The 22235-nt window shown below is 56.5% G+C and carries 21 protein-coding genes; 18 read left to right on the forward strand and 3 right to left on the reverse strand.

The genetic code is table 11. The annotated features are described in order from the left end of the window. Positions 1-76: 76 nt before the first annotated feature. From mtgA to lnt, 6 genes are all read left to right on the forward strand, one after another. Positions 77-763: a monofunctional biosynthetic peptidoglycan transglycosylase gene (gene mtgA, locus VV869_RS02500; RefSeq protein ID WP_337733403.1), complete on the forward strand. Its 687-nt coding sequence runs from the start codon at positions 77-79 to the stop codon at positions 761-763. Between the two features lie 164 nt (positions 764-927). Next, positions 928-2352 (forward strand): tRNA (N6-isopentenyl adenosine(37)-C2)-methylthiotransferase MiaB, encoded by a 1425-nt coding sequence (gene miaB / locus VV869_RS02505; RefSeq protein WP_337733404.1) that lies wholly within the window; start codon positions 928-930, stop codon positions 2350-2352. A gap of 85 nt (positions 2353-2437) precedes the next feature. After that, positions 2438-3535: a PhoH family protein gene (locus tag VV869_RS02510; RefSeq protein ID WP_443147284.1), complete on the forward strand. Its 1098-nt coding sequence runs from the start codon at positions 2438-2440 to the stop codon at positions 3533-3535. Then, complete coding sequence (gene ybeY / locus VV869_RS02515) at positions 3535-3999, forward strand: rRNA maturation RNase YbeY (RefSeq protein ID WP_337733405.1); 465 nt, start codon at positions 3535-3537, stop codon at positions 3997-3999. Before VV869_RS02510 ends, ybeY begins: the two co-directional genes overlap by 1 nt. Positions 4000-4105: 106 nt before the next feature. After that, on the forward strand, positions 4106-4978 hold the full coding sequence (gene corC / locus VV869_RS02520; protein WP_337733406.1) for a CNNM family magnesium/cobalt transport protein CorC: 873 nt from the start codon (positions 4106-4108) through the stop codon (positions 4976-4978). Positions 4979-4981: 3 nt separating this feature from the next. Next, positions 4982-6541, forward strand: a complete 1560-nt coding sequence (gene lnt, locus VV869_RS02525) for an apolipoprotein N-acyltransferase (protein WP_337733407.1) — start codon at positions 4982-4984, stop codon at positions 6539-6541. A 193-nt stretch (positions 6542-6734) separates the two neighbouring features. Here the strand turns inward: lnt and VV869_RS02530 are convergent, their stop codons facing one another. Next, complete coding sequence (locus tag VV869_RS02530) at positions 6735-7217, reverse strand: zinc ribbon-containing protein (RefSeq protein ID WP_337733408.1); 483 nt, start codon at positions 7215-7217, stop codon at positions 6735-6737. Positions 7218-7420: 203 nt separating this feature from the next. Between VV869_RS02530 and leuS the strand changes: the two genes are divergently transcribed. The 12 genes from leuS (at position 7421) to lipA (ending at position 20043) form a co-directional block, all read left to right on the forward strand. Beyond that, entirely contained in the window at positions 7421-9994 is a 2574-nt protein-coding gene (gene leuS / locus VV869_RS02535) for a leucine--tRNA ligase (protein ID WP_337733409.1), read from the forward strand. Positions 9995-10130: 136 nt separating this feature from the next. Next, positions 10131-10733 carry an LPS-assembly lipoprotein LptE gene (locus VV869_RS02540; protein ID WP_337733410.1) on the forward strand — a complete coding sequence of 201 codons (603 nt, stop codon included), beginning with the start codon at positions 10131-10133 and terminating at the stop codon, positions 10731-10733. After that, positions 10730-11767: a DNA polymerase III subunit delta gene (gene holA, locus VV869_RS02545; protein ID WP_337733411.1), complete on the forward strand. Its 1038-nt coding sequence runs from the start codon at positions 10730-10732 to the stop codon at positions 11765-11767. Before VV869_RS02540 ends, holA begins: the two co-directional genes overlap by 4 nt. A 118-nt stretch (positions 11768-11885) precedes the next feature. Further along, complete coding sequence (rsfS, locus tag VV869_RS02550) at positions 11886-12203, forward strand: ribosome silencing factor (RefSeq protein WP_337733412.1); 318 nt, start codon at positions 11886-11888, stop codon at positions 12201-12203. 7 nt (positions 12204-12210) lie between these two features. Beyond that, complete coding sequence (gene rlmH / locus VV869_RS02555; RefSeq protein WP_261601928.1) at positions 12211-12681, forward strand: 23S rRNA (pseudouridine(1915)-N(3))-methyltransferase RlmH; 471 nt, start codon at positions 12211-12213, stop codon at positions 12679-12681. A 6-nt stretch (positions 12682-12687) separates the two neighbouring features. Next, complete coding sequence (gene mrdA, locus VV869_RS02560) at positions 12688-14637, forward strand: penicillin-binding protein 2 (RefSeq protein ID WP_337733413.1); 1950 nt, start codon at positions 12688-12690, stop codon at positions 14635-14637. Continuing rightward, the gene (gene mrdB / locus VV869_RS02565) at positions 14634-15755 is read left to right on the forward strand and encodes a peptidoglycan glycosyltransferase MrdB (protein WP_337733414.1); all 1122 of its coding nucleotides are present in this window, start codon (positions 14634-14636) and stop codon (positions 15753-15755) included. The genes mrdA and mrdB overlap by 4 nt, the downstream gene beginning before the upstream one ends. Then, on the forward strand, positions 15755-16561 hold the full coding sequence (locus VV869_RS02570; protein ID WP_337733415.1) for a septal ring lytic transglycosylase RlpA family protein: 807 nt from the start codon (positions 15755-15757) through the stop codon (positions 16559-16561). Before mrdB ends, VV869_RS02570 begins: the two co-directional genes overlap by 1 nt. A gap of 151 nt (positions 16562-16712) precedes the next feature. Further along, a complete protein-coding gene (locus VV869_RS02575; protein ID WP_337733416.1) occupies positions 16713-17888 on the forward strand; it encodes a serine hydrolase in 1176 nt (391 codons plus the stop codon). A 150-nt stretch (positions 17889-18038) separates the two neighbouring features. Beyond that, positions 18039-18314 carry a DUF493 family protein YbeD gene (gene ybeD / locus VV869_RS02580; RefSeq protein ID WP_337733417.1) on the forward strand — a complete coding sequence of 92 codons (276 nt, stop codon included), beginning with the start codon at positions 18039-18041 and terminating at the stop codon, positions 18312-18314. Between the two features lie 116 nt (positions 18315-18430). Then, positions 18431-19078, forward strand: a complete 648-nt coding sequence (lipB, locus tag VV869_RS02585) for a lipoyl(octanoyl) transferase LipB (RefSeq protein ID WP_337733469.1) — start codon at positions 18431-18433, stop codon at positions 19076-19078. After that, complete coding sequence (lipA, locus tag VV869_RS02590) at positions 19075-20043, forward strand: lipoyl synthase (protein WP_337733418.1); 969 nt, start codon at positions 19075-19077, stop codon at positions 20041-20043. The genes lipB and lipA overlap by 4 nt, the downstream gene beginning before the upstream one ends. Positions 20044-20223: 180 nt before the next feature. Here lipA and bamC read toward each other — a convergent pair whose 3' ends face one another. Both bamC and dapA read right to left on the reverse strand, forming a co-directional pair. Further along, positions 20224-21252, reverse strand: a complete 1029-nt coding sequence (gene bamC / locus VV869_RS02595) for an outer membrane protein assembly factor BamC (protein WP_337733419.1) — start codon at positions 21250-21252, stop codon at positions 20224-20226. Between the two features lie 32 nt (positions 21253-21284). Beyond that, positions 21285-22166, reverse strand: a complete 882-nt coding sequence (dapA, locus tag VV869_RS02600; protein ID WP_337733420.1) for a 4-hydroxy-tetrahydrodipicolinate synthase — start codon at positions 22164-22166, stop codon at positions 21285-21287. Positions 22167-22235 lie beyond the last annotated feature (69 nt).

Here is a 22235-nt window from a genome sequence, read left to right on the forward strand (position 1 = left end):
TTACCTAATTTTGACAACGCAATCAGTGCTTAATCGCAACATGACAGCAGTCGGCCACTATGGAGACCCGTCCCCGATGTTCACCCGCCTGAAACGTGTACTGCTCACGCTGCTCCTGTTCCTGTTGCTTCTCTCACCCGCTCTGGTGGCTGCCGGCAAGGTTCTCAATCCGCCGCTCTGGGGCTGGCAGATCCACCGCAGCCTGTTTCCGCCCGTCGGTTATCCGGACCGGGCCATCCATGACTGGCAGCCGCTGTCGGCCATTTCCCGTCATGCCCAGCTGGCGGTGATCGCCTCGGAAGACCAGCATTTCCCGGATCATTTCGGCCTGGATATCAACGCTGTCCTGACCCTGATTAAACAAAGTGGTACGGACGGTCTGCGCCGGGGCGCCAGTACCATCACCCAGCAAACCGCCAAGAACCTGTTCCTGTTTCCTTCGCGTACCTTCTGGCGCAAAGGGATTGAGCTATATTTCAGCCTGTGGATGGAGGGCCTGTGGGACAAGTCGCGTATTCTCGAAGTCTATCTCAATATTGCTGAATTCGGTCCCGGACTGTACGGCATCGAAGCGGCCAGCCAAACTTACTTTGGCGTCCCGGCGGCAAGGCTGTCTGCCCGGCAAGCCGCCCAATTGGCGGCGGTGCTGCCCAACCCGTACAAGATCCGCCCGACCCCGATGAGCGACTACGTCGCCCGGCGTAGCCGCTGGATCCGCCAGAAAATGCGCCAACTGGGCCTACAAACCCTTGATCGGCTGTAACGCGAAAACCCACAATGGATTCGGGGTGGCGATGATCTGGTCAGGCAGGACCGAAAGCAGTACAATACGCGGCTTGCTACCGCTAACGGCCCGTTGCGCGCCTTGTTAGCCGAGTGCAGCACTGTTGAATGCAATGAAAATACACTACGAGTGAAGAGTTAAACATGGCTAAGAAACTGCTTATTAAAACCTGGGGCTGCCAGATGAACGAGTATGATTCATCAAAAATGGCCGATCTTCTCAATGCAGCCAATGGCTTCGAGTTAACGGAAGAACCAGAAGAAGCAGATGTTCTGCTGCTTAACACCTGCTCGATCCGTGAAAAGGCGCAAGAAAAAGTGTTCCATCAGCTGGGCCGCTGGAAAACACTCAAAGACAAAAAGCCTGATTTAGTGATCGGCGTCGGGGGTTGTGTAGCAACGCAGGAAGGCGATTCCATCCGCGTTCGTGCTCCGTATGTCGACGTGATCTTCGGTCCGCAAACCCTGCACCGCCTGCCGGAAATGATCAAACAGTCACAATCGACCGATGCGCCTGTCATGGATATTTCATTCCCGGAAATCGAGAAATTCGACCGCCTGCCGGAACCGCGTGCCGAAGGCCCGACTGCATTTGTCTCGATCATGGAAGGCTGCTCGAAGTACTGTACTTACTGTGTGGTGCCTTACACCCGTGGTGAAGAAGTCAGCCGTCCGCTGGATGACGTACTGTTCGAAATTGCACAACTGGCGGAGCAAGGCGTCCGGGAAGTCAACCTCCTGGGCCAGAACGTGAACGCCTTCCGCGGCGAAACCCACGATGGCGGCATTGCCACCTTTGCTGAGCTGCTGCGCCTGGTCGCGGCGATCGACGGGATTGACCGCATTCGTTACACCACCAGCCACCCAATTGAATTTACCGACGATATCATCGACGTGTACACCGATACCCCGGAACTGGTCAGCTTCCTGCACCTGCCGGTCCAGAGCGGCTCCGATCGCATTCTGGCGATGATGAAGCGTCCGCACACCGCGATTGAATATAAGTCGAAAATCCGTAAGCTGCGTAAAGCCCGTCCGGACATTACCATCAGTTCCGACTTTATCGTGGCCTTCCCGGGGGAAAGCGATCAGGACTTCCAGGACACCATGAAACTGATCCGCGATGTCGACTTCGACATGAGCTTCAGCTTCATCTTCTCCGCGCGTCCGGGCACCCCGGCAGCCGACTATCCATGTGATCTGTCTGAAGAAGTGAAGAAGCAACGCTTGTATGAACTGCAACAGCAGATCAATACTCAGGCGATGCGCTATTCCCGCCAGATGCTGGATACCGAGCAACGCATTCTGGTCGAAGGACCGTCGAAGAAGAACATCATGGAGCTGCGCGGCCGCACCGAGAACAACCGCGTGGTGAACTTCGAAGGCTCTGCTGACCTGATCGGCCAGTTCGTCGATGTCAAAATTACCGACGTCTTCAGCAACTCCCTGCGTGGCGAGCTGCTCCGGACCGAAGCCGAAATGAATCTGCGTGTTGCCATGTCGCCAAGCGAAGTGATAGAGAAAACACGCAAGGAAGATGAATTGGGTGTTGGCGTATATACTCCATAGTAAGACGTCCGTCTGAACACCACGTCTGACGCGCCCTGAACTATTGGCTGCCCGCACACCGGGCAGCCGCACTGAGAGGCAAATCTTGAGCAAAGTTATTACTGTAGAATTCAATCTGGAACCCGCCAATAACCAGCGTCTTTCCAGCCTTTGTGGCCCTTTCGACGATAACATCAAGCAACTTGAACGCCGTCTGGGTGTCGAAATTAACCATCGCAGCAACAGTTTCAGTGTGGTCGGCCAGCCGCATACGGCCGAGGCCACAGCGCACATTATCAAAACCCTGTACGTCGATACCGCCCCGGTCCACAATACCATCCCGGATATTGAGCCCGAGCAGATCCACCTTGCGATCAAAGAATCCGGCGTGCTGGAGCAACATACCGAAAGTAGCATCCCCTATGGTAAAGAAGTCACGATCAAAACCAAGAAAGGGGTGATCAAGCCGCGGACGCCGAACCAGGCCCAGTACATTGCCAACATGGTACGCCATGACATTACCTTCGGCATCGGCCCGGCCGGGACCGGGAAAACCTACCTGGCTGTCGCTGCGGCAGTTGACGCCCTGGAACGCCAGGAAATTCGCCGGATCCTGCTGACCCGCCCGGCCGTCGAAGCCGGTGAAAAGCTGGGCTTTCTGCCGGGTGATCTGAGCCAGAAAGTCGACCCGTACCTGCGCCCGCTCTACGATGCCCTGTTTGAAATGCTGGGTTTTGAGCGCGTTGAGAAGCTGATTGAGCGCAACGTGATTGAAGTCGCGCCGCTGGCTTACATGCGCGGCCGGACCCTCAATGATGCGTTTATCATCCTTGACGAGAGCCAGAACACCACAGTCGAACAGATGAAAATGTTCCTGACCCGGATCGGCTTCAACTCCCGGGCAGTGATCACCGGTGACGTCACCCAGATCGACCTGCCGCGCGGTGCCCGCTCCGGCCTGCGCCACGCCATTGAAGTGTTGTCTGAAGTCGATGAAATCAGCTTCAACTTCTTCCAGGCCGATGACGTCGTCCGTCACCCGGTCGTAGCCCGGATCGTCCAGGCCTACGAAGTGTGGGAAAACGAAGATCAAAAACAGCGCAAGCTCGCCGAGCAGCGCCGCCGGGATGAGCAGGCTGCCCGACAAGCCGCCGTCGCACCGGCCCCTGTCATGACAGAAACAGCAACGGAAAACACAGACTGATGGCCATTTATCTTGATCTCCAGGTCGCGACAGACGACCCGGACGGCATGCCGAGCGAAGCTGAATTTCAACAGTGGCTGGATGCGGCAATTACCCCGTTCCAGGCCGATGCCGAAGTTACCGTTCGCCTGGTCGACAATGCCGAAAGCCATGCCCTGAACCATGAGTACCGGGGCAAGGACAAACCGACCAATGTCCTGTCGTTCCCGTTTGACGCCCCACCGGGGATCGAGCTGGATCTGCTGGGCGATCTCATCATCTGCCGTCAGGTCGTCGAACAGGAAGCCCGGGAGCAAGAAAAGCCGCTCCATGCTCATTGGGCTCATATGGTTGTACATGGCAGCCTTCATTTGCTAGGTTATGATCACATTGAGGATGACGAAGCCGAAGAAATGGAAGCGCTGGAAACCGAAATCATGGAAAAAATGGGCTTCGCCGATCCTTATGCCGACGAGAAACGGTAATATTTCCGCAAAACCGTTGTCCAATACGTACCCCAGAATTGTTCTGGGGCACGTAAACCATCCCGTGGCTGTTGCCACATAACTGAAAGATGTTTTTCTTAAATCAATGAACGAAGATAACTCACAAAATTCTGAAGGTCCGAGTAGAAAGTCCTTCTTTGAACGTTTAGGCCAGTTGTTCCAGGGTGAACCACAAAACCGCGAGGACCTGGTCGAAGTTTTCCGTGACTCGGAAGAAAATGACCTGATTGACCACGATACCCGCGACATGCTCGAAGGGGTCATGGAAATAGCAGAAATGCGGGTCCGGGACATCATGATCCCCCGCTCGCAAATGGTCACCATCGAACGTTCTCAGAAGTTGGAAGACCTGATTGATTTAATTGTGGACGCCCAACACTCCCGCTACCCGGTGATCAGTGACGACAAAGATCATGTCGAAGGCATTCTGCTGGCCAAAGATTTGCTGCGCTACCTGCGCCAGGACAGCGAGCCGTTTGATCTGGATGAAATCCTGCGCCCGGCCGTCGTGGTGCCGGAAAGCAAGCGCGTGGATCGCCTGCTCAAGGAATTCCGCGAAGAACGCTACCATATGGCGATTGTCGTCGATGAGTTCGGTGGGGTATCCGGTGTTATCACCATTGAAGACATCCTGGAGCAGATTGTCGGTGAAATCGAAGATGAATTCGACGATCAGGAAGAGCAGGATATTCGCCAACTAAGTAAACATACCTACTCGGTCAAAGCATTGACCACCATTGAAGACTTCAACACCATGTTCCAGACCCGCTTCAGCGATGAAGAAGTCGACACCGTCGGCGGTTTGGTCATGACCAGCTTCGGCCACCTGCCCACCCGGGGAGAAATCGTCGAACTGGATGGCTATTCCTTCAAGGTGACCTCTGCCGACAACCGTCGGGTCATTCAGTTACAGGTAACCGTGCCGAGCGAAGTTCATCAACAGACGGCGACATCATAACGAATGAAGCGTATTTCATTATCAACGTTGGGGCGGCTGGCAATTGCCGCCCCAGCGGGTGCCCTCGCCACCCTGGCGTTTGCCCCCTATCAACACTGGTATCTCGCGCCAGTCTCCCTGATTCTCTTTTTCTCCCTGCTCCTCCATCAAACCCCGAAACGCTCCGCCCTGATCGGTTTGGGATGGGGTTTGGGATTATTCGGTACCGGGATCAGCTGGGTCCACGTCAGCATTGATACTTTCGGCGGGATGCCGAAAATCGCCAGCCTGTTTCTGATGGTCCTGCTGATTAGCTATCTGGCCCTGTTCCCTGCCGCCTTTGGTGCCCTGTTCAACCGCATTAACCGCGGCCGCCCGTTCCACCAGCTGATGCTGAGCGGTCCGGTGATCTGGCTGCTGCTGGATTGGTTCCGCGGCTGGTTCCTGACCGGCTTTCCCTGGCTGTGGCTGGGCTACAGCCAAATCAACAGCCCATTAACCGCACTGGCGCCGGTCTTCGGTGTCGAGGGGATCACCCTGGTGCTGGTGCTGGGCAGCGCGGCCCTGACCGCCGCCCTGTTTTACCAGACCTGGAAGCCGTTGCTGGTGCCACTCTTGCTGACCGGCTTCACCTATGGCCTGAGTCAGCTCCAGTGGGTCACGCCAGCGCCGGAGAAAAGCCTGGATGTCGCCCTGATCCAGGGCAATGTGCCGCAGGAGCTCAAATGGCTCCCGAGCCAGCGCTGGCCGACCCTGATGAAATATACCGATCTGACCCGCGAGAACTGGAGTGCGGATTTGATCGTCTGGCCGGAAGCGGCGATCCCAGCACTGGAAACCCAGGTGCAGCGCTTTTTGCAAAACCTCGACAGCGCCGCCCGCTATAACAACAGCACGGTGATCACCGGGGTCCTGGATCAAACGGAAAGCGGTGAATATTTCAATAATATTCTGGCGCTGGGCGTCAATGCCGACGGTCCTTATCAGTACGAGGCTGCCACCCGCTACAGCAAGCATCACCTGCTGCCGTTTGGCGAGTTTGTCCCGTTTGGCGAGCTGCTGCGTCCGCTGGCACCGTTGTTCAACCTGCCGATGTCGTCTTTCAGCCGCGGTACGTTCATCCAGCCCAATCTGGAAGCCAACGGGTATGCCATTGCACCGGCGCTCTGTTATGAAATCGCCTTCAGCGAGCAGGTGCGCCAGAACGTCGGACTCGGAACCGATCTGCTGCTCACCCTGTCCAACGATGCCTGGTTCGGTCATTCCATCGGCCCGTTCCAACATATGGAAATTGCCCAGATGCGCGCGCTGGAGCTTGGCAAGCCACTGCTGCGATCGACTAACAACGGCATCACCGGCGTTGTCGACCACACCGGCCGGATCACGGCGCAAATCCCGCAATTTGAAACCGCGGTCCTCAAGGCCACCGTGGTGCCGACCAACGGCCTGACCCCGTATACCACACTGGGCAGCTGGCCGCTGTATCTCTACATTCTGTGGTCCGTCACCCTGTCGTGGATCCTGATCCGCCGCCAGGCCGGTCGCTTTCGCGATCACCAGCCCGAGATCAACTACCACGACTAACCGGCAGGCCCCCTGAAAACGACAAAAGGCGAAGTGAGTACTTCGCCTTTTTTGTGGCTCAAGCAAATGATGTAGCTCAAGCTAATGTTGTGTCCCGAGCAAAACACCGAACCGAAAACCCAAGCCAAAACCCGAGCGGGTGCCTGTGCCAGCGATCCAACGCAAGCGTTCCACCTCCCTCGTCACCGGAGCGTCAGGGAGACAAAGGCTGGCGGGTAAACTGGGTATGACCACACTTGAGGCAAGGCTCAATTTTTTTCACATGCGTGATCAACTCCCGGTGGCCGCACTTTTCACACACCAGGTTCCCCAGCGCCACGATTTCTCCGGCTTGGTACACCCCCTGATGCTGCAGGTCGTCCATAATCTCGCGCCATTCAATCTGGGTTTTGTCGGTGATCTCAGCCAGCCCTTCCCAGATGGTTTCCTTCACCACCTGATAAAACGGACTCTCACTGAACGGCACCGGGCTCTCCTCGACGTTCTGACCGAACTCCTGCAAGTCCCGCTTCAGATAAGCTGAAATCAGTGCCAGCTCATCCTTGGTCATGTCACTCGCCGCTTCCCGGTATTTTGCCGTGACCTCACCCCAGTGCTTCAGCTCATCCGGGCTGTGCTTCAGGGCTTCTGTTACTTGCTCCAGCAGGGCTTCATAGTCCTTTTTCTGAGTCGCCATCGATCACCTCCTACTCACCGTCATCAGCAATATACCCGCACCAGCAACCACGCTGACCCGGCTTACCGGCCAACATCAGCACAATCGCCACATTTCCCGGCCGAAATGGCCTCAGCTATTGTTGACGTCTCTCCCTTTGGTTATTCTATGTCGATTATATTGAATGTGTTTGTACTCAACTCACAAAATCCTGGATGTCATCGATGCAAGAACAATATCGCCCACAGGACATTGAACAGAAAGTTCAAGAATACTGGGACAACAACAAGACCTTTGTTGTAAGTGAAGACCCAAATAAAGAAAAATTCTACTGTCTCTCCATGTTCCCGTACCCGAGTGGTCGACTGCACATGGGTCACGTTCGTAACTACACCATCGGTGATGTGATCTCCCGTTACCAGCGTCTGCAGGGCAAAAATGTGATGCAGCCAATCGGTTGGGATGCCTTCGGTCTGCCGGCGGAAAATGCCGCGGTGAAGAACAAGACCGCACCGGCGCCATGGACCTACGAAAACATCGAATACATGAAGAACCAGCTGAAACTGCTGGGCTTCGGCTACGACTGGAACCGTGAGTTCGCAACTTGTACCCCGGAATACTACCGCTGGGAGCAGGAGTTCTTCACCAAGCTGTACAACAAGGGCCTGGTTTACAAGAAGACTTCTTCCGTGAACTGGTGTCCGAACGATCAGACCGTGCTGGCCAACGAGCAGGTGGAAGACGGCTGCTGCTGGCGCTGTGACACCCCGGTAGAACAGAAAGAAATCCCACAGTGGTTTATCAAGATCACCGAGTACGCTCAGGAGCTGCTGGACGATCTGGATACGCTGGAAGGCTGGCCGGACATGGTCAAAACCATGCAGCGCAACTGGATCGGCCGCTCTGAAGGGGTTGGACTGAGCTTTGAAGTCAAAGGCCATACCAATCTGGAAGTCTACACCACCCGTCCGGACACCCTGATGGGTGTGACGTACGTGGGGATTGCTGCCGGTCACCCGCTGGCAGAAAAAGCAGCCGAGAACAATCCGGAGCTGGCAGCCTTCATCGACGAGTGCCGAAACACCAAAGTTGCCGAAGCTGAGCTGGCAACGATGGAGAAAAAAGGCATGGCCACCGGCCTGACGGCCATTCACCCGCTGAACGGCCGTGAAGTCCCGGTCTACATCGCGAACTTCGTGCTGATGGACTACGGCACTGGCGCCGTGATGGCTGTTCCTGCCCACGATCAGCGTGACTTTGAGTTTGCGACCAAGTACGGCCTGGATATTATCCCGGTGATCAAGCCGGAAGACGGCAGCGAGCTGGATATCTCTGCAGGCGCTTACACCGAGAAAGGTGTACTGTTCGATTCTGGTGAATTCGACGGCCTGAACTTCCAGGACGCGTTTGATGCGATTGCCGCCAAACTGGAAGCCGAAGGTAAAGGCAAGAAAACCGTCAACTTCCGCCTGCGCGACTGGGGGGTTTCCCGTCAGCGTTACTGGGGCGCACCGATCCCGATGGTGACTACAGCAGACGGCGAAGTGCATCCGGTTCCAGCTGACCAACTGCCGGTGATCCTGCCGGAAGATGTGGTCATGGACGGCGTCACCAGCCCAATCAAAGCGGACAAGTCCTGGGCGGAAACCACGTTCAACGGCGAGCCAGCCCTGCGTGAAACCGATACCTTCGACACCTTCATGGAGTCTTCCTGGTACTACGCGCGTTACTGCTCACCACAAGCAGACGAGATGCTGGATTCTGATGCGGCCAACTACTGGCTGCCGGTTGACCAGTACATCGGCGGGATTGAACACGCCTGTATGCACCTGCTGTACTCGCGCTTCTTCCATAAACTGCTGCGCGACAGCGGCATGGTCAGCAGCGACGAGCCGTTCAAACAACTGCTGTGCCAGGGCATGGTGCTGGCCGATGCTTACTACTACAACAACGACAAAGGCGCCAAGATTTGGGTATCGCCGACGGATGTCACCGTAGAGCGTGATGAGAAAGGCCGCATCACCAAAGCAGTCGATAACGACGGTAACGAAGTGATTCACTCCGGCATGACCAAAATGTCGAAGTCGAAAAACAACGGCATCGACCCGCAGGAAATGGTCGACAAGTACGGTGCCGATACCGTGCGTCTGTTCATGATGTTTGCTTCTCCGGCCGATATGACGCTGGAATGGCAGGAATCCGGCGTAGAAGGGGCCAACCGCTTCCTGAAACGCGTCTGGAAACTGGTGCACGAGCATACGTCAAAAGGTGCCGTGGAAGCTCTGGATGTGGCCGCACTGACCTCTGATCAGAAAGCGCTGCGCCGTGACGTCCACAAGACCATTGCCAAAGTCAGCGATGATATCGGCCGTCGTCAGACCTTCAACACCGCGATCGCGGCGATCATGGAGCTGATGAACAAACTGGCGAAAGCGGCTCAGGACAGTGCACAAGACCGTGCCCTGCTGGACGAAGCCCTGAAAGCCATTGTTCGCATGCTGTACCCGATGACCCCACACATTTGTTTCACCATGTGGGAAGCTCTGGGTGAAGGCGATGTCGACAGCACCGAATGGCCGGTTGCAGACGAGAAGGCATTGGTTGAAGACGAGAAGCTGATCATTGTTCAGGTCAACGGTAAGCTGCGTGCGAAACTGACCGTCGCGGCCGATGCCGACAAAGATCAGGTCGAAGCGCTGGCAATGAGCGATGAGAACGTGACCAAGTTCACCGACGACAAGACGATCCGCAAGGTCATCTATGTCCCGGGTAAACTGCTGAATATTGTTGCGAACTAAAACAATATCATCTTGCCTAACCAGTGGTCCCCGCCTGGCGGGGGCCCTGGATGGCCCCGACCGGTCCATCCTCATTTTACCGGTTTGACATCCCAGACCGGTCCGTTGCCACTTAATTTTTCATGGAGCAGACACGGTGAAAGCTGTCTTTTCCCTTACACAAACCATCCGGTTTCTTCTTGTCAGCCTGCTTGCCCTGGCCACGGCCTCCTGCGGCTTCCACCTGCGCGGGAACTACATGCTGCCGGACGACATCGCCAAACTCTCCCTGACCAGTTTCGACGAATATGGCCAGCTCAAGCGCCAGGTCGAATCCCAGTTCGAAATGCACGGGATTGAAGCCGTCCCACCGTCAGAAACCGTCCCGAACCTGCACCTGATCAGCGAATCGGTCGGCCAGCGTACCCTGTCGCTGTACCAGAACAGCCGCGCAGCCGAGTATGAGCTGACCTATACCGTCAACTACAGCATCGTGGTGCCGGACAAAGGCTCGCAAGCCTACACCACCCGCGTCAACCGGACGTTCCTCGACAACCCGCTGACCGCGCTGGCGAAATCCGTCGAGCGCGACATGATCGAAGATGAAATGCGCCAGCAGGCAGCGCGCCAGATCATGCGCCAGCTGGCCCGATTGACCGCGGTATTCAACAAACTCGAAGAAGCTGAGCTCGAAGCCATGCTCAATGACGGTGCCGGCAGCACCACGCAGATCATCGAGCCAGGTACCGCCACACCATGAGAGTCTACCCGGAACAACTGACGCAGCAACTGGCCAAAGGGCTGCGTCAAACCTACCTGTTGTTTGGCAACGAGCCGTTGCTGAAACAGGAGTGTCAGTTGCAGATCCGCCAGGCCGCCCAGCAACATGGATTTGACGAGCGCCATGCGTTCACCATCGATGCCCAACTGGACTGGAACCAGGTTCTGGACTGTACCCAGGCCATGAGCCTGTTTTCGGCCCGGCAGATCATTGAGCTGGAGGTGCCGGAGACCGGACTCAACGCCAACCAAACCAAGGCGTTGCAGGAAGTGATCGCCACCTTGCACGACGATATTCTGCTGCTGATGCACGGTCCGCGGCTGAACAAGAAGCAGGAAGGCACCAAGTGGTTCAAGGCTCTGCTGGCACTCGGCCTGTACGTGCCGTGTAATACCCCGGACGCCCGCCACCTGCCGCGGTTTATCCAGGCCCGCTGCCAACAGCTCGGCCTCAAGCCCGATCATGAGTCGGTGCAAATGCTGGCCCAGTGGCATGAAGGCAATCTGCTGGCCCTGGCACAAAGCCTGCAAAAGCTGGTCCTGCTCTATCCGGACGGCGCCCTGACCGTGGTTCGCCTGGAAGACGCCCTGAGCCGCCACAACCATTACACCCCGTTCCAGTTGGTCGATGCCATCCTGGCCGGACAAAGCAAGCGCAGCCAACGGGTGCTGCGTCAACTTGAAGGGGAAGGCGTCGAAGCAGTGATTCTGCTGCGCACCCTGCAACGGGAGCTGACCCAACTGTATAAAATGCAGGAAATGGGCAGCAAAGGCACCCCGCTTAACCTCATTTTCGAGCAGTTCCGGGTGTGGCAAAGCCGGCGCGATCTCTATACCGGCGCCCTGCACCGCTTGCCGCTCAAGACCCTGATCCGGCTGCTGCGGCAACTGGCTATGCTTGAAGTAAGGGTCAAGACTGATTTTGATACGCAGCCCTGGCCGGCGCTGGCGGCGCTCTGTGCCGAAATGTGCGGTATTACCACCCACACGCAAGGGCCGTCACCGACAATGTAAAGTTATTGCCAACTTGTATCGAACAGGGTTGTGCATGCTATACTGCGCCGCTAAATTGTGACTCAGATCTGCCTGAAGCCACAGAAATTACACCAGTTACTCAAATGAGGGGATTCCTTTGCAGGTACAAGAACTACACGATTTCATTGTTGACAAAGTTGACGATATCAAGGCTCAGGACATCGTCACCCTGGACGTGCGCGGTAAATCCAGCATCACCGATTTCATGGTGGTCTGCACCGGGACATCCAACCGTCACGTCAACTCAATTGCGGATCATGTCAGCAAAGAATCCAAGCTGATCGACTTCCCGCCGTATGGCATCAGCGGCGAAGAAGACGGCGAGTGGGTGATTGTCGACATGGGCAGCGTGATCCTGCACATCATGCAGGAAGATGCACGCAACCTGTATCAGCTGGAGAAACTTTGGGCCTGACGTCACCATGAAGCTTCAACTGATTGCGGTTGGCACCAAAATGCCGAAATGGGTCGAGGAAGGCTACAAGGAATACAGCCGCCGCTTCCCGAAAGACATGCCCCTGGAGCTAATTGAGATCCCGGCGGGCAAACGCGGTAAAAATGCTGACATTGCACGCATTTTACAAAAAGAAGGCGAAGCCATGCTGGCTGCGGTGGCCAAGGGCAACCGCATTGTCACCCTGGATATTCCGGGCAAACGCTGGGATACCGACCAGCTGGCCGGCCAGTTGGAAAGCTGGAAACTGGACGGACGCGACGTCTCCATCCTGATCGGCGGTCCGGAAGGGCTGGCGCCGGCCTGTAAAGCTGCCGCCGAGCAGAGCTGGTCGCTTTCTCCGCTCACCCTGCCGCATCCACTGGTACGAATTGTGATGGCTGAAAGCCTCTACCGTGCGTGGAGTATCACCGCCAATCACCCTTACCACAGAGAATAGGTGCCAATGAGACAAAAGCGAACCCAGATCCGCGACCATCGCGCTGAATCGGCATTGTTTTTTCGCCGGGCTCTTGTCTCATTTGCCGGCATCATCGCGCTGGTCGGCGTGCTGCTCACCAACCTGTACCGCATTCAGGTCAGTCAGCACGACGACTACCAAACCCGCTCCAACGACAACCGGATCAAAATTGTCCCGGTCGCACCGAACCGTGGTCTGATTTACGATCGGAACGGCATTCTGCTGGCCGAAAACCGGCCGGTCTATTCCCTGGAAATTACCACCGAGAAAGTCCCGGATCTCGACGCCATGTTTGCCCGGCTCACGCCGATGATGGGGCTGACCGAGGAGCACATCGAGCGGTTTCAGAAAGAGCGCCGTCGTACCCGCCGCTTTAAATCCGTTCCGATCCTGAACCAGCTCACCGAGCAGCAGGTAGCCCTGTTCTCGGTCAACCAGCACAAATTCCCCGGAGTGGAGGTCAAGGCGTACCTCAAACGCTACTACCCGTACGGCGAAGCCCTGACCCATGTCCTGGGTTACGTAGCCAAGATCAACGATCGGGATCTGCGCCGCCTGGAAGACGAAGACAAACTCAACAATTACAAGGCAACCCGGGATATCGGCAAACTGGGGGTCGAAAAATACTACGAAGATCTGCTCCACGGCACGTCCGGCTACCAGGAAGTCGAAGTCAACAGCCGCGGCCGGGTGATCCGGACCCTGAAGTACGTGCCACCGATCCCGGGCAAAGACATCCGCCTCAACCTGGATATCGAGCTTCAGCTCTATGTGCAGGAGCTGCTGACCGAGCGTAAACAGGATCCGGATACCGGCGAGGAGATCATCCGCCACAAGCGTGGCTCAGTGGTGGTGCTGGATCCACGTGACTCGTCCGTGCTGGCCATGATCTCCAGTCCGAGCTACGACCCGAACCTGTTTGTCCACGGGATCTCCGGCCAGGCATACCGGGCCCTGCTGCACGATAAAAACCGTCCGCTGGTCAACCGGGTGACCCTCGGGATCTACCCGCCGGCATCAACGGTCAAACCGATGATCGCGGTCGCAGCCCTAACCGAAGGGGTGATCACCCCGCGTACCACCCGCAACGACCCCGGTTTCTGGAAAATCCCGAACTCCAAGAGCCGTCCGTTCCGGGACTGGCTCCGCTGGGGCCATGGCAAGGTCAATATTCACAAAGCCATCGAAGAATCGGTGGATACCTTCTTCTACCAGATTGCCTACGACATGGGGATCGATCGCCTGTCGGCGTGGATGAGCCGCTTTGGTTACGGCGAATACACCGGGATCGATATCCATGAAGAGAGCCAGGCCAACATGCCGACCCGGGAGTGGAAACAGGCCCGGTTCCGCCAACCTTGGTATCAGGGCGATACCATTCCGGTCGGGATCGGCCAGGGTTACTGGACCGCAACACCGCTGCAGATCGCCAAGGCCACCACGGTGCTGGTCAATAACGGCGTGGTCCGTCCCCCGCATCTGCTGAAAGGAATCATCGACAATGAAACGGAAATGCCGGCGATTTTTGATGAGTATCCGCCGATTGACAATGTGAACCCGAAACACTGGGAAATCGCCAAAGACGGCATGTTCCGGGTCCTGTTCGGCCAGCGTGGTACCGCACGACGCGCATTCTACGGTGCTGAGTACAAAGCCGGGGGGAAATCCGGCTCGGCACAGGTGTTCGGCCTGGCTGAAGACGAAGAATACAACGCCGACGAGCTGGAAGAGCACCTACGTGACCACGCCCTGTTCACTGCCTTCGCGCCTTATGAGGATCCGCGAGTCGTGGTGTCCATGGTGCTGGAAAACGCCGGGGGCGGTTCGTCCAACGGGGGCCCGGTGGCCCGGAAGATTTTTGACCATATGCTGCTCAAGCCTGAGACGCCGTCGTTATCCGTCACGGATCCCAAGCTAGCCGAGGTAAACCAATGAATGTGATGGCCGCCACCGGCACTAAACGTACCCTGAGTGATCGCTTACACCTGGATATGCCGCTGCTGCTGGGGATCCTGGCCCTGATGGGCTTTGCCCTGGTCGTGATGTACAGCGCCAGCGGCCAGAGCCTGCCGATGATGGAACGTCAGGCCGTGCGGATGTGTCTGTCACTGGGGGTGATGTTCATTCTGGCCCAGATTGCGCCGCGCCACTATGAAGCCTGGGCCCCCTACCTGTTCGGGGTCGGGCTGTTACTGCTGATCGGGGTGCTGGCCTTCGGAGAGGTCTCCAAAGGCGCCCAGCGCTGGCTGAATCTGGGCTTTGTCCGCTTCCAGCCCTCGGAGCTGATCAAGCTGGCGGTGCCGCTGATGGTCGCCCGCTTTATCGGCAACCAGCCGCTGCCGCCGAGTTTTCGCAATATCATCATCGCGCTGACCATGATTTTCGTGCCGACAATTCTGATTGCCAAGCAGCCGGATCTCGGCACCTCAATCCTGATCGCAGCCTCCGGGATTTTCGTCCTGTTCCTGTCCGGGATCAGTTGGAGAATCATCGGGGCCGCCGCGGTTCTGCTCGGCGCCTTTATCCCGGTCCTGTGGCTGTTTTTAATGCACGACTATCAGCGCACCCGGGTGCTGACCCTGTTTAACCCGGAATCCGATCCGCTCGGGGCCGGCTACCATATTATCCAGTCCAAGATTGCCATCGGCTCCGGTGGCCTGACCGGCAAAGGCTGGATGCAAGGCACCCAGTCCCAGCTGGAGTTTCTGCCCGAGCGCCATACCGACTTTATCTTCGCCGTGATCGCCGAAGAATGGGGCCTGATCGGCGTCGTCTGCCTGCTGGCCCTGTACCTGTTCATTATCGGCCGCGGCCTGCTGCTGGCCAGCCGGGCCCAGACCGCCTTCGGCCGCATGATGGCCGGCAGTATCGTCCTGAGTTTCTTTGTTTATATTTTCGTAAACATCGGTATGGTCAGCGGCCTGTTACCTGTGGTGGGGGTGCCCCTGCCGCTGGTCAGTTACGGCGGGACTTCAATGGTCACCCTGATGGCTGGATTCGGGATCCTGATGTCTATCCACACTCACAGAAAAATGTTGTCTAAGGCGACCTAATGCGCGTAATTCCTGTTTTAATTATTCTCCTCCTGGCGGGCTGTAGCTCAGTTTCCGATCACAAGCGCTATGATCTGGCCGACGATACCGCCCCGGAGTCGTCGCCGACCCTGGATCATATTGAAGATGCTCAACCCCGATACGAGCCACTGAGCCTGGCCGGGAACAAGGATTACACCCTGCGGGGCAAAGACTACCAGATCGTCGATGCCCGCCAGCCGTTCAGTGAGGAAGGATTTGCTTCCTGGTACGGCAAGAAGTTCCACGGCCACAAGACCTCGAACGGCGAAATTTATGACATGTATTCCATGACAGCCGCGCATAAGACCCTGCCGCTGCCAAGTTATGTCAAAGTCACCAATACCCACAACGGCAAAACCGCCGTGGTCCGGGTCAATGATCGCGGCCCGTTCCATGACGGTCGGATCATCGACTTGAGCATGGCCGCCGCGACCAAGCTGGATGTGGTGAAGCACGGCACCGCGCCGGTCAAAATCGAGCTGATCCAGGTACCGAAACCGGCCAACAGCGATGAATGGCAAAGTGCCAACCTGAACGTGTATTTCGTTCAGCTGGCCGCCGTCACCGACCAGGCCCGGGCACAAGCCATGGCCAAACAGTTGGCACAGGATTTCGCGACCCCGGTCGATATGGTCAAAGCTGAGGCGGCCGAGGTCTACCGGCTGCGACTCGGTCCATATGTGGATCGCGATGAAGCCATTGCACAGCGGGATAAAGCCCAGTCCGGCAGCTACCCGCAGGCATTTATCATTTCTGCCCAGCGCCAGTCAGAGCAAACGCTCTGAGCGCAGGCAACCCTGTACGGTCTGACACACGCATATCAGCCGCTCCGTTTATGCGCCCGCGAGACGATCCGGCCGCAAAACTGGTGCTCAAGGTTCAATCTGATATAGTGTGTGCAGTTTTTTGCACTCGACAAACTAAGTTACAACTATCATGAAAAAATCTGCTGCACTCATTCGTTCTGTGGCTGTCTCTGCGACGCTGCTCGCTTCAGCTTCTGTAGCTGCGGCGCCGGCAGTTGTGCCTGAAGCGCCTCAAATTGCTGCGAAAGGCTATGTCCTGATGGACTACCATTCCGGCAAAATTCTGGCCGGCAACAAGGAACACGACAAGATTCCCCCAGCCAGCCTGACCAAAATGATGACCAGCTATGTCATTGGCCAGGAGATCAACCGCGGTAACATCTCGATGGATGACACAGTGGTGATCAGCAAGAATGCCTGGGCCAAGAACTTCCCGGGCTCTTCGAAAATGTTCATCGAGGTGGGCAGCGAGGTGAAGGTGTCTGACCTTAACCGCGGGATTGTAATCCAGTCCGGAAACGACGCCTGCGTCGCCATGGCTGAACACGTCGCGGGCTCGGAAGACTCGTTTGTCGATCTGATGAATGCCTGGGCACGGACCCTGGGGATGGATTCAACCCATTTTGCCAACGTGCACGGCCTGGATAACCCGGATCTGTTCACCACGCCGTATGACATGGCGCTGCTGGCACAGGGCCTGATCCGCGACGTTCCAGACGAGTTTGCCATCTACAAAGAAAAATCGTTCACCTACAACGGCATCACCCAGTACAACCGCAACAGCCTGCTGTGGGATAAAAGCCTGAATGTCGACGGCCTGAAAACCGGTCACACCAACAATGCCGGCTACAGCCTGGTCAGCACCGCGACCGAAGGTCAGATGCGCCTGATTGCCGTGGTGATGGGCACCAACAGCCCAAATGCACGCAAAGCCGAAAGCAAGAAGCTGCTGAACTACGGTTTCCGCTTCTTTGAAACCGTGTCTCCGCACAAGGCTAACGCCACGTTCGTGACCGAGAAAGTCTGGATGGGCGACAGCGATGAAGTCTCGCTGGGTGTGAGCGAAGATACCTTTGTCACCCTGCCACGCGGCCAGACCAAAGATCTCAAAGCCAGCTTCGTGCTGGAGAAAGAGCTCAGAGCGCCGATCGCCAAGGGCGATGTGGTCGGCAAGCTGTACTACCGTGTCGGTGAAGAAGATATTGCCGAGTACCCGCTGCTGGCCCTGAACGATGTCAACGAAGGTGGCCTGTTCAGTCGTTTGATCGACTATATTATGCTGCTGTTCAAAGGATGGCTGAGCTAATCCAGTCGCTTGAAAACACAAACAAAGAGGCAACTGCGGTTGCCTCTTTTGCCATTCTGCGACCCGGCCGATGCTTGTGTTCTCCCGGTTGAGCCATTAATATGCTCGGCTAAACCACAGTCATACCGAATACAATTCCTGGAGTTCAGAATGCAACCGCAAGAACAGCCAAAATTAAAAGACCTGCTAGAGTTTCCGTGCAAGTTCACGTACAAGGTCATGGGTTACAATAAGCCTGAGCTGCCGGATCTTGTTGTGGAAGTGATCCAGCGTCATGCACCGGGTGACTACACCCCGGACGTGAAACCAAGCGGCAAAGGTACTTACAGCGCCGTCTCCGTGTCCATCACGGCCACCTCGATTGAGCAGGTTGAAACGCTGTATCAAGAGCTGGGTGAAATCGATATCGTTCGTGTCGTGCTTTAATTCATCCCGAAAGCCCCGACTTTGTGGCAGCTGATTCATCGCCTGCCAAGTCTCAGAATGCACCCCGGCTGGGTGCATTGAACCAGGCAGAGCCTGGCGACAATATGGGTGTAACATTGCAACAGAACATCATCATTCGGAACCTTGGCCGCCGAGCGTACGAACAGACTTGGCAAGCCATGCACGATTTTACCGATCATCGTGGGACCGACACCACAGACGAAGTCTGGCTGGTTGAACACCATCCGGTCTTCACTCAGGGTCAGGCGGGAAAGGCTGAGCACCTGCTCAACACCGGCGACATTCCTGTGGTGCAAAGTGATCGCGGCGGCCAGGTGACCTATCACGGTCCCGGTCAGCAAGTCGCTTACTTTCTGATTGACCTGCGCCGCAAGAAAATCGGTGTGCGCGAGCTGGTCACACATATTGAAAACACGGTCATTAATACTCTGTCCCATTTCGGGATCGAGTCAAACGCCCGCCCGGATGCCCCAGGTGTGTATGTCGACGGCAAGAAGATATGCTCCCTCGGGCTGCGCATCCGGCGTGGTTGCTCTTTTCATGGTCTGGCACTCAATATCAACATGGACCTGGCGCCTTTTTTACGGATCAACCCATGCGGGTATCAGGGGATGGAAATGACCCAGACAGCATCCTTAAATGGCCCATCTGAACTGGCAGACGTTCAGCCTGTACTAATAGAAGAGCTTGTCAAACTGCTCGAATATCAGAGCGTTGAGTGGATAACGGAAAGCAATTCATGAGCAAACCAATCAAAATCGAACAAGGTGTCAAATACCGCGATGCCGATAAAATGGCGCTGATCCCGGTCCGCAATGTTGCGGAAGAAGCGCCGAAAGAGGTTCTGCGTAAGCCGGAATGGATGAAGATCAAGCTGCCGGCAGACAGTCAACGCATCCGTGACATCAAGTCCGCCATGCGCAAGAATAACCTTCACTCGGTGTGTGAAGAAGCCTCCTGCCCGAATCTGGCCGAGTGTTTCAGCCACGGTACCGCCACCTTTATGATCCTGGGTGCCATCTGTACCCGCCGCTGTCCGTTCTGCGATGTTGCCCATGGCCGTCCGCTGCCACCGAATGCCGAAGAGCCGACCCAACTGGCCCAGACCATTGCTGACATGAAACTGCGCTACGTCGTCGTGACCTCGGTCGACCGTGACGATCTGCGTGACGGCGGTGCCCAGCACTTTGCGGATTGTACCCGCGAGATCCGTGCCAAGAACCCGGACATCAAGATCGAGACCCTGGTCCCGGATTTCCGCGGCCGGATGGATCGTGCCCTGGAAATCCTGCGCGACAGCCCGCCGGATGTCTTCAACCACAACCTGGAGACCGCGCCGCGCCTGTACCGTAAGGCCCGCCCGGGTGCCAACTACCAGTGGTCGCTGGATCTACTGAAGAAATTCAAAGAAATGCACCCAGAAGTACCGACCAAATCCGGTCTGATGATGGGCCTGGGCGAGACCAAAGAAGAGATCATTGAAGTGCTCAAGGATCTGCGTGCCCACGGCGTGACCATGCTGACCTTGGGTCAGTACCTGGCTCCAAGCCGCCACCACCTGCCGGTCGAGCGTTATGTTCCGCCTTCAGAGTTTGAAGAGCTGAAAGAGATTGCACTGGCGCTGGGCTTTACCCATGCCGCCTGTGGTCCGTTCGTGCGCTCTTCTTACCATGCAGATCTGCAGGCCAAAGGGGAAGAGGTCAAATAAGACCCTCACCGCTCCGTTGCGGCGGACGATCCGGTTCGCCCAACCTTTAGCCTCGCGCTTAAGACAGTACTCGCGCTCAAGGCAATAAAAAAACCGCTTCGGGAGACCGAAGCGGTTTTTTATTCTCTGTTGCAGGCTGCCCAAAGCTCCAGTCAATCTGAAGCCATCGCTGGACCCGGGTTAACTGTTGTTATCACGCTCAACCACAGCAGCAAAGACAGGGGCCAGGCTCTCCAGAGCCGCTTCGGTCACCGGTTTGCCATCAGTATTGGTCACGTTAATCGAGGTCCGGTTGCCCAGGTCACCCAGTTGCAGGCGGTACGCCCGGTTGTTGAGCTGGATTGGCATGGTGCCCAACTCGCTCCAGAACTCGTCATCCGGCGCGCGAAATTCCACTTCAACAATCCCCTGCGAACGGTTTCGGCCTTCGACCGTAAATCCAAGCTGCGTCAACAGGCCCGGCAGACGCTCCCAGAACACGTTGTACGGCGCCCGGGCAATAATCACCGGCAAGCCGCTGCGATCTTTACCCATCGAAATTGGGATCTGCTTCACCAGCTCCTGTGCCCGCTGACGGGCCAACTCACGCTCCTGAAGATCATAGCGTGCCATCATCAGGTTGGTCATCAGAATGCTGTAGCGCTCTTTGTTGCTTGCAGAAACCGGAACCTCCGTCGTGCCTTCACGCCAGTCGGTCAGAATAATCCGGTAGGTCGGCTGGTTGTTCACCTCTGATTTTTCAATCCGGTAACGGCTGCTCACCACGACATCTTCGTCGCTCTGCTCCCAGCTCACCCAGTCCGTTTCAATCCGGCTTTCCGACTGGCTCAGCAGCGGAACATTGCGCTCGGTCAGCACGTTTTGCGTCATCCGCCACAGCTTGGCCTGATCGGCTTGCCTGGCAAGCACCAGGGTGACCCCCTGGCTGTCATTGACGACGCGCGTGCCGGGGATCAATGTCAGCACTTGTTGAGGCGGACGAATATCGACCTCACGCCCCAGCGCGCCGGGGAAGGTCTGCACCGGGATCAGGTAATCGTCAACCTGAGACCGCTGGGCCTCCGCCGGAACATTCCAGGATTGCAATGGCTTGGTGTTCAGATAGTTAAAATCCTGGTTCGCCTGACGGCGCTGCTCCGCACCACCCGAGCATCCAGCCAGCGTCGCAACCATCACGGCCGTGATTGCCAGCCTGTATTGATTCTTCATTCAGTTTCTGCGCTCCTACCTACGCTCGCAAATTACAGCTGCACATTGGCATCTTTCAGCGCTTCAGCCACGACAGATTGCGCCGACTCACTCAGCTCTGTCAGCGGCAGACGCAAGGTGCCGTGCTCAATCAGTCCCAATTGGTGTGCTGCCCATTTCACCGGGATTGGATTGGATTCGATAAACAGATGCTTGTGCAACGGCATCAATCGCGCATTGATCTCCTGCGCGGCTTCCATCTGTCCGTTAAGAGCCAGCTTGAACATGGTGGCCATATCCGCCGCCGCAATGTTTGCCGTCACGGAAATCACGCCGTGACCGCCGGCAGCGACGAAATCCAACCCGGTCGCATCATCACCGCTCAGTTGGATAAAGTCTTCGCCACAAAGTTCCCGGGTTTTCTGAACGCGTGTCAAATCACCGGTCGCATCTTTGATCCCGACGATATTTTTCAGCTTCGCCAGACGGGCAACGGTTTCCGGCAGCATGTCCACGGCGGTACGGCCCGGCACGTTATAGAGAATCTGCGGCAGATCCGTCGACTCGGAAATGGCTTTGTAATGCTGGTACAAGCCTTCCTGAGTCGGCTTGTTGTAATAAGGTGTGACACTCAGGCAACCGGCGACACCAGTTCCTGAGAACAATTTACTGAAGGTGATGGCTTCATGCGTCGCATTGGCACCCGTACCGGCAATCACCGGAATTCGGCCGTTGGCATACTCAACGGTTTTCCTGACGACCTTCACGTGCTCATCAACCGTTAAGGTGGCTGATTCACCTGTCGTGCCAACTGCCACAATTGCATCAGTCCCTGCTGCAATGTGGTATTCCACTAATGATGCCAGGCTGGCGTAATCCACTTCACCGGCTTCATCCAGCGGCGTCACTAGCGCTACCATGCTTCCTGAAAACATGTCCATCTCCCCTATATCTGTAAGCTTTCATGGTACTTTTCAGTGACCGCAAACACAAGACAGAAGTAT

Origin of the sequence: Photobacterium sp. MCCC 1A19761 (genome assembly GCF_037389125.1) — a bacterium.
Lineage (GTDB): Bacteria > Pseudomonadota > Gammaproteobacteria > Enterobacterales > Vibrionaceae > Photobacterium.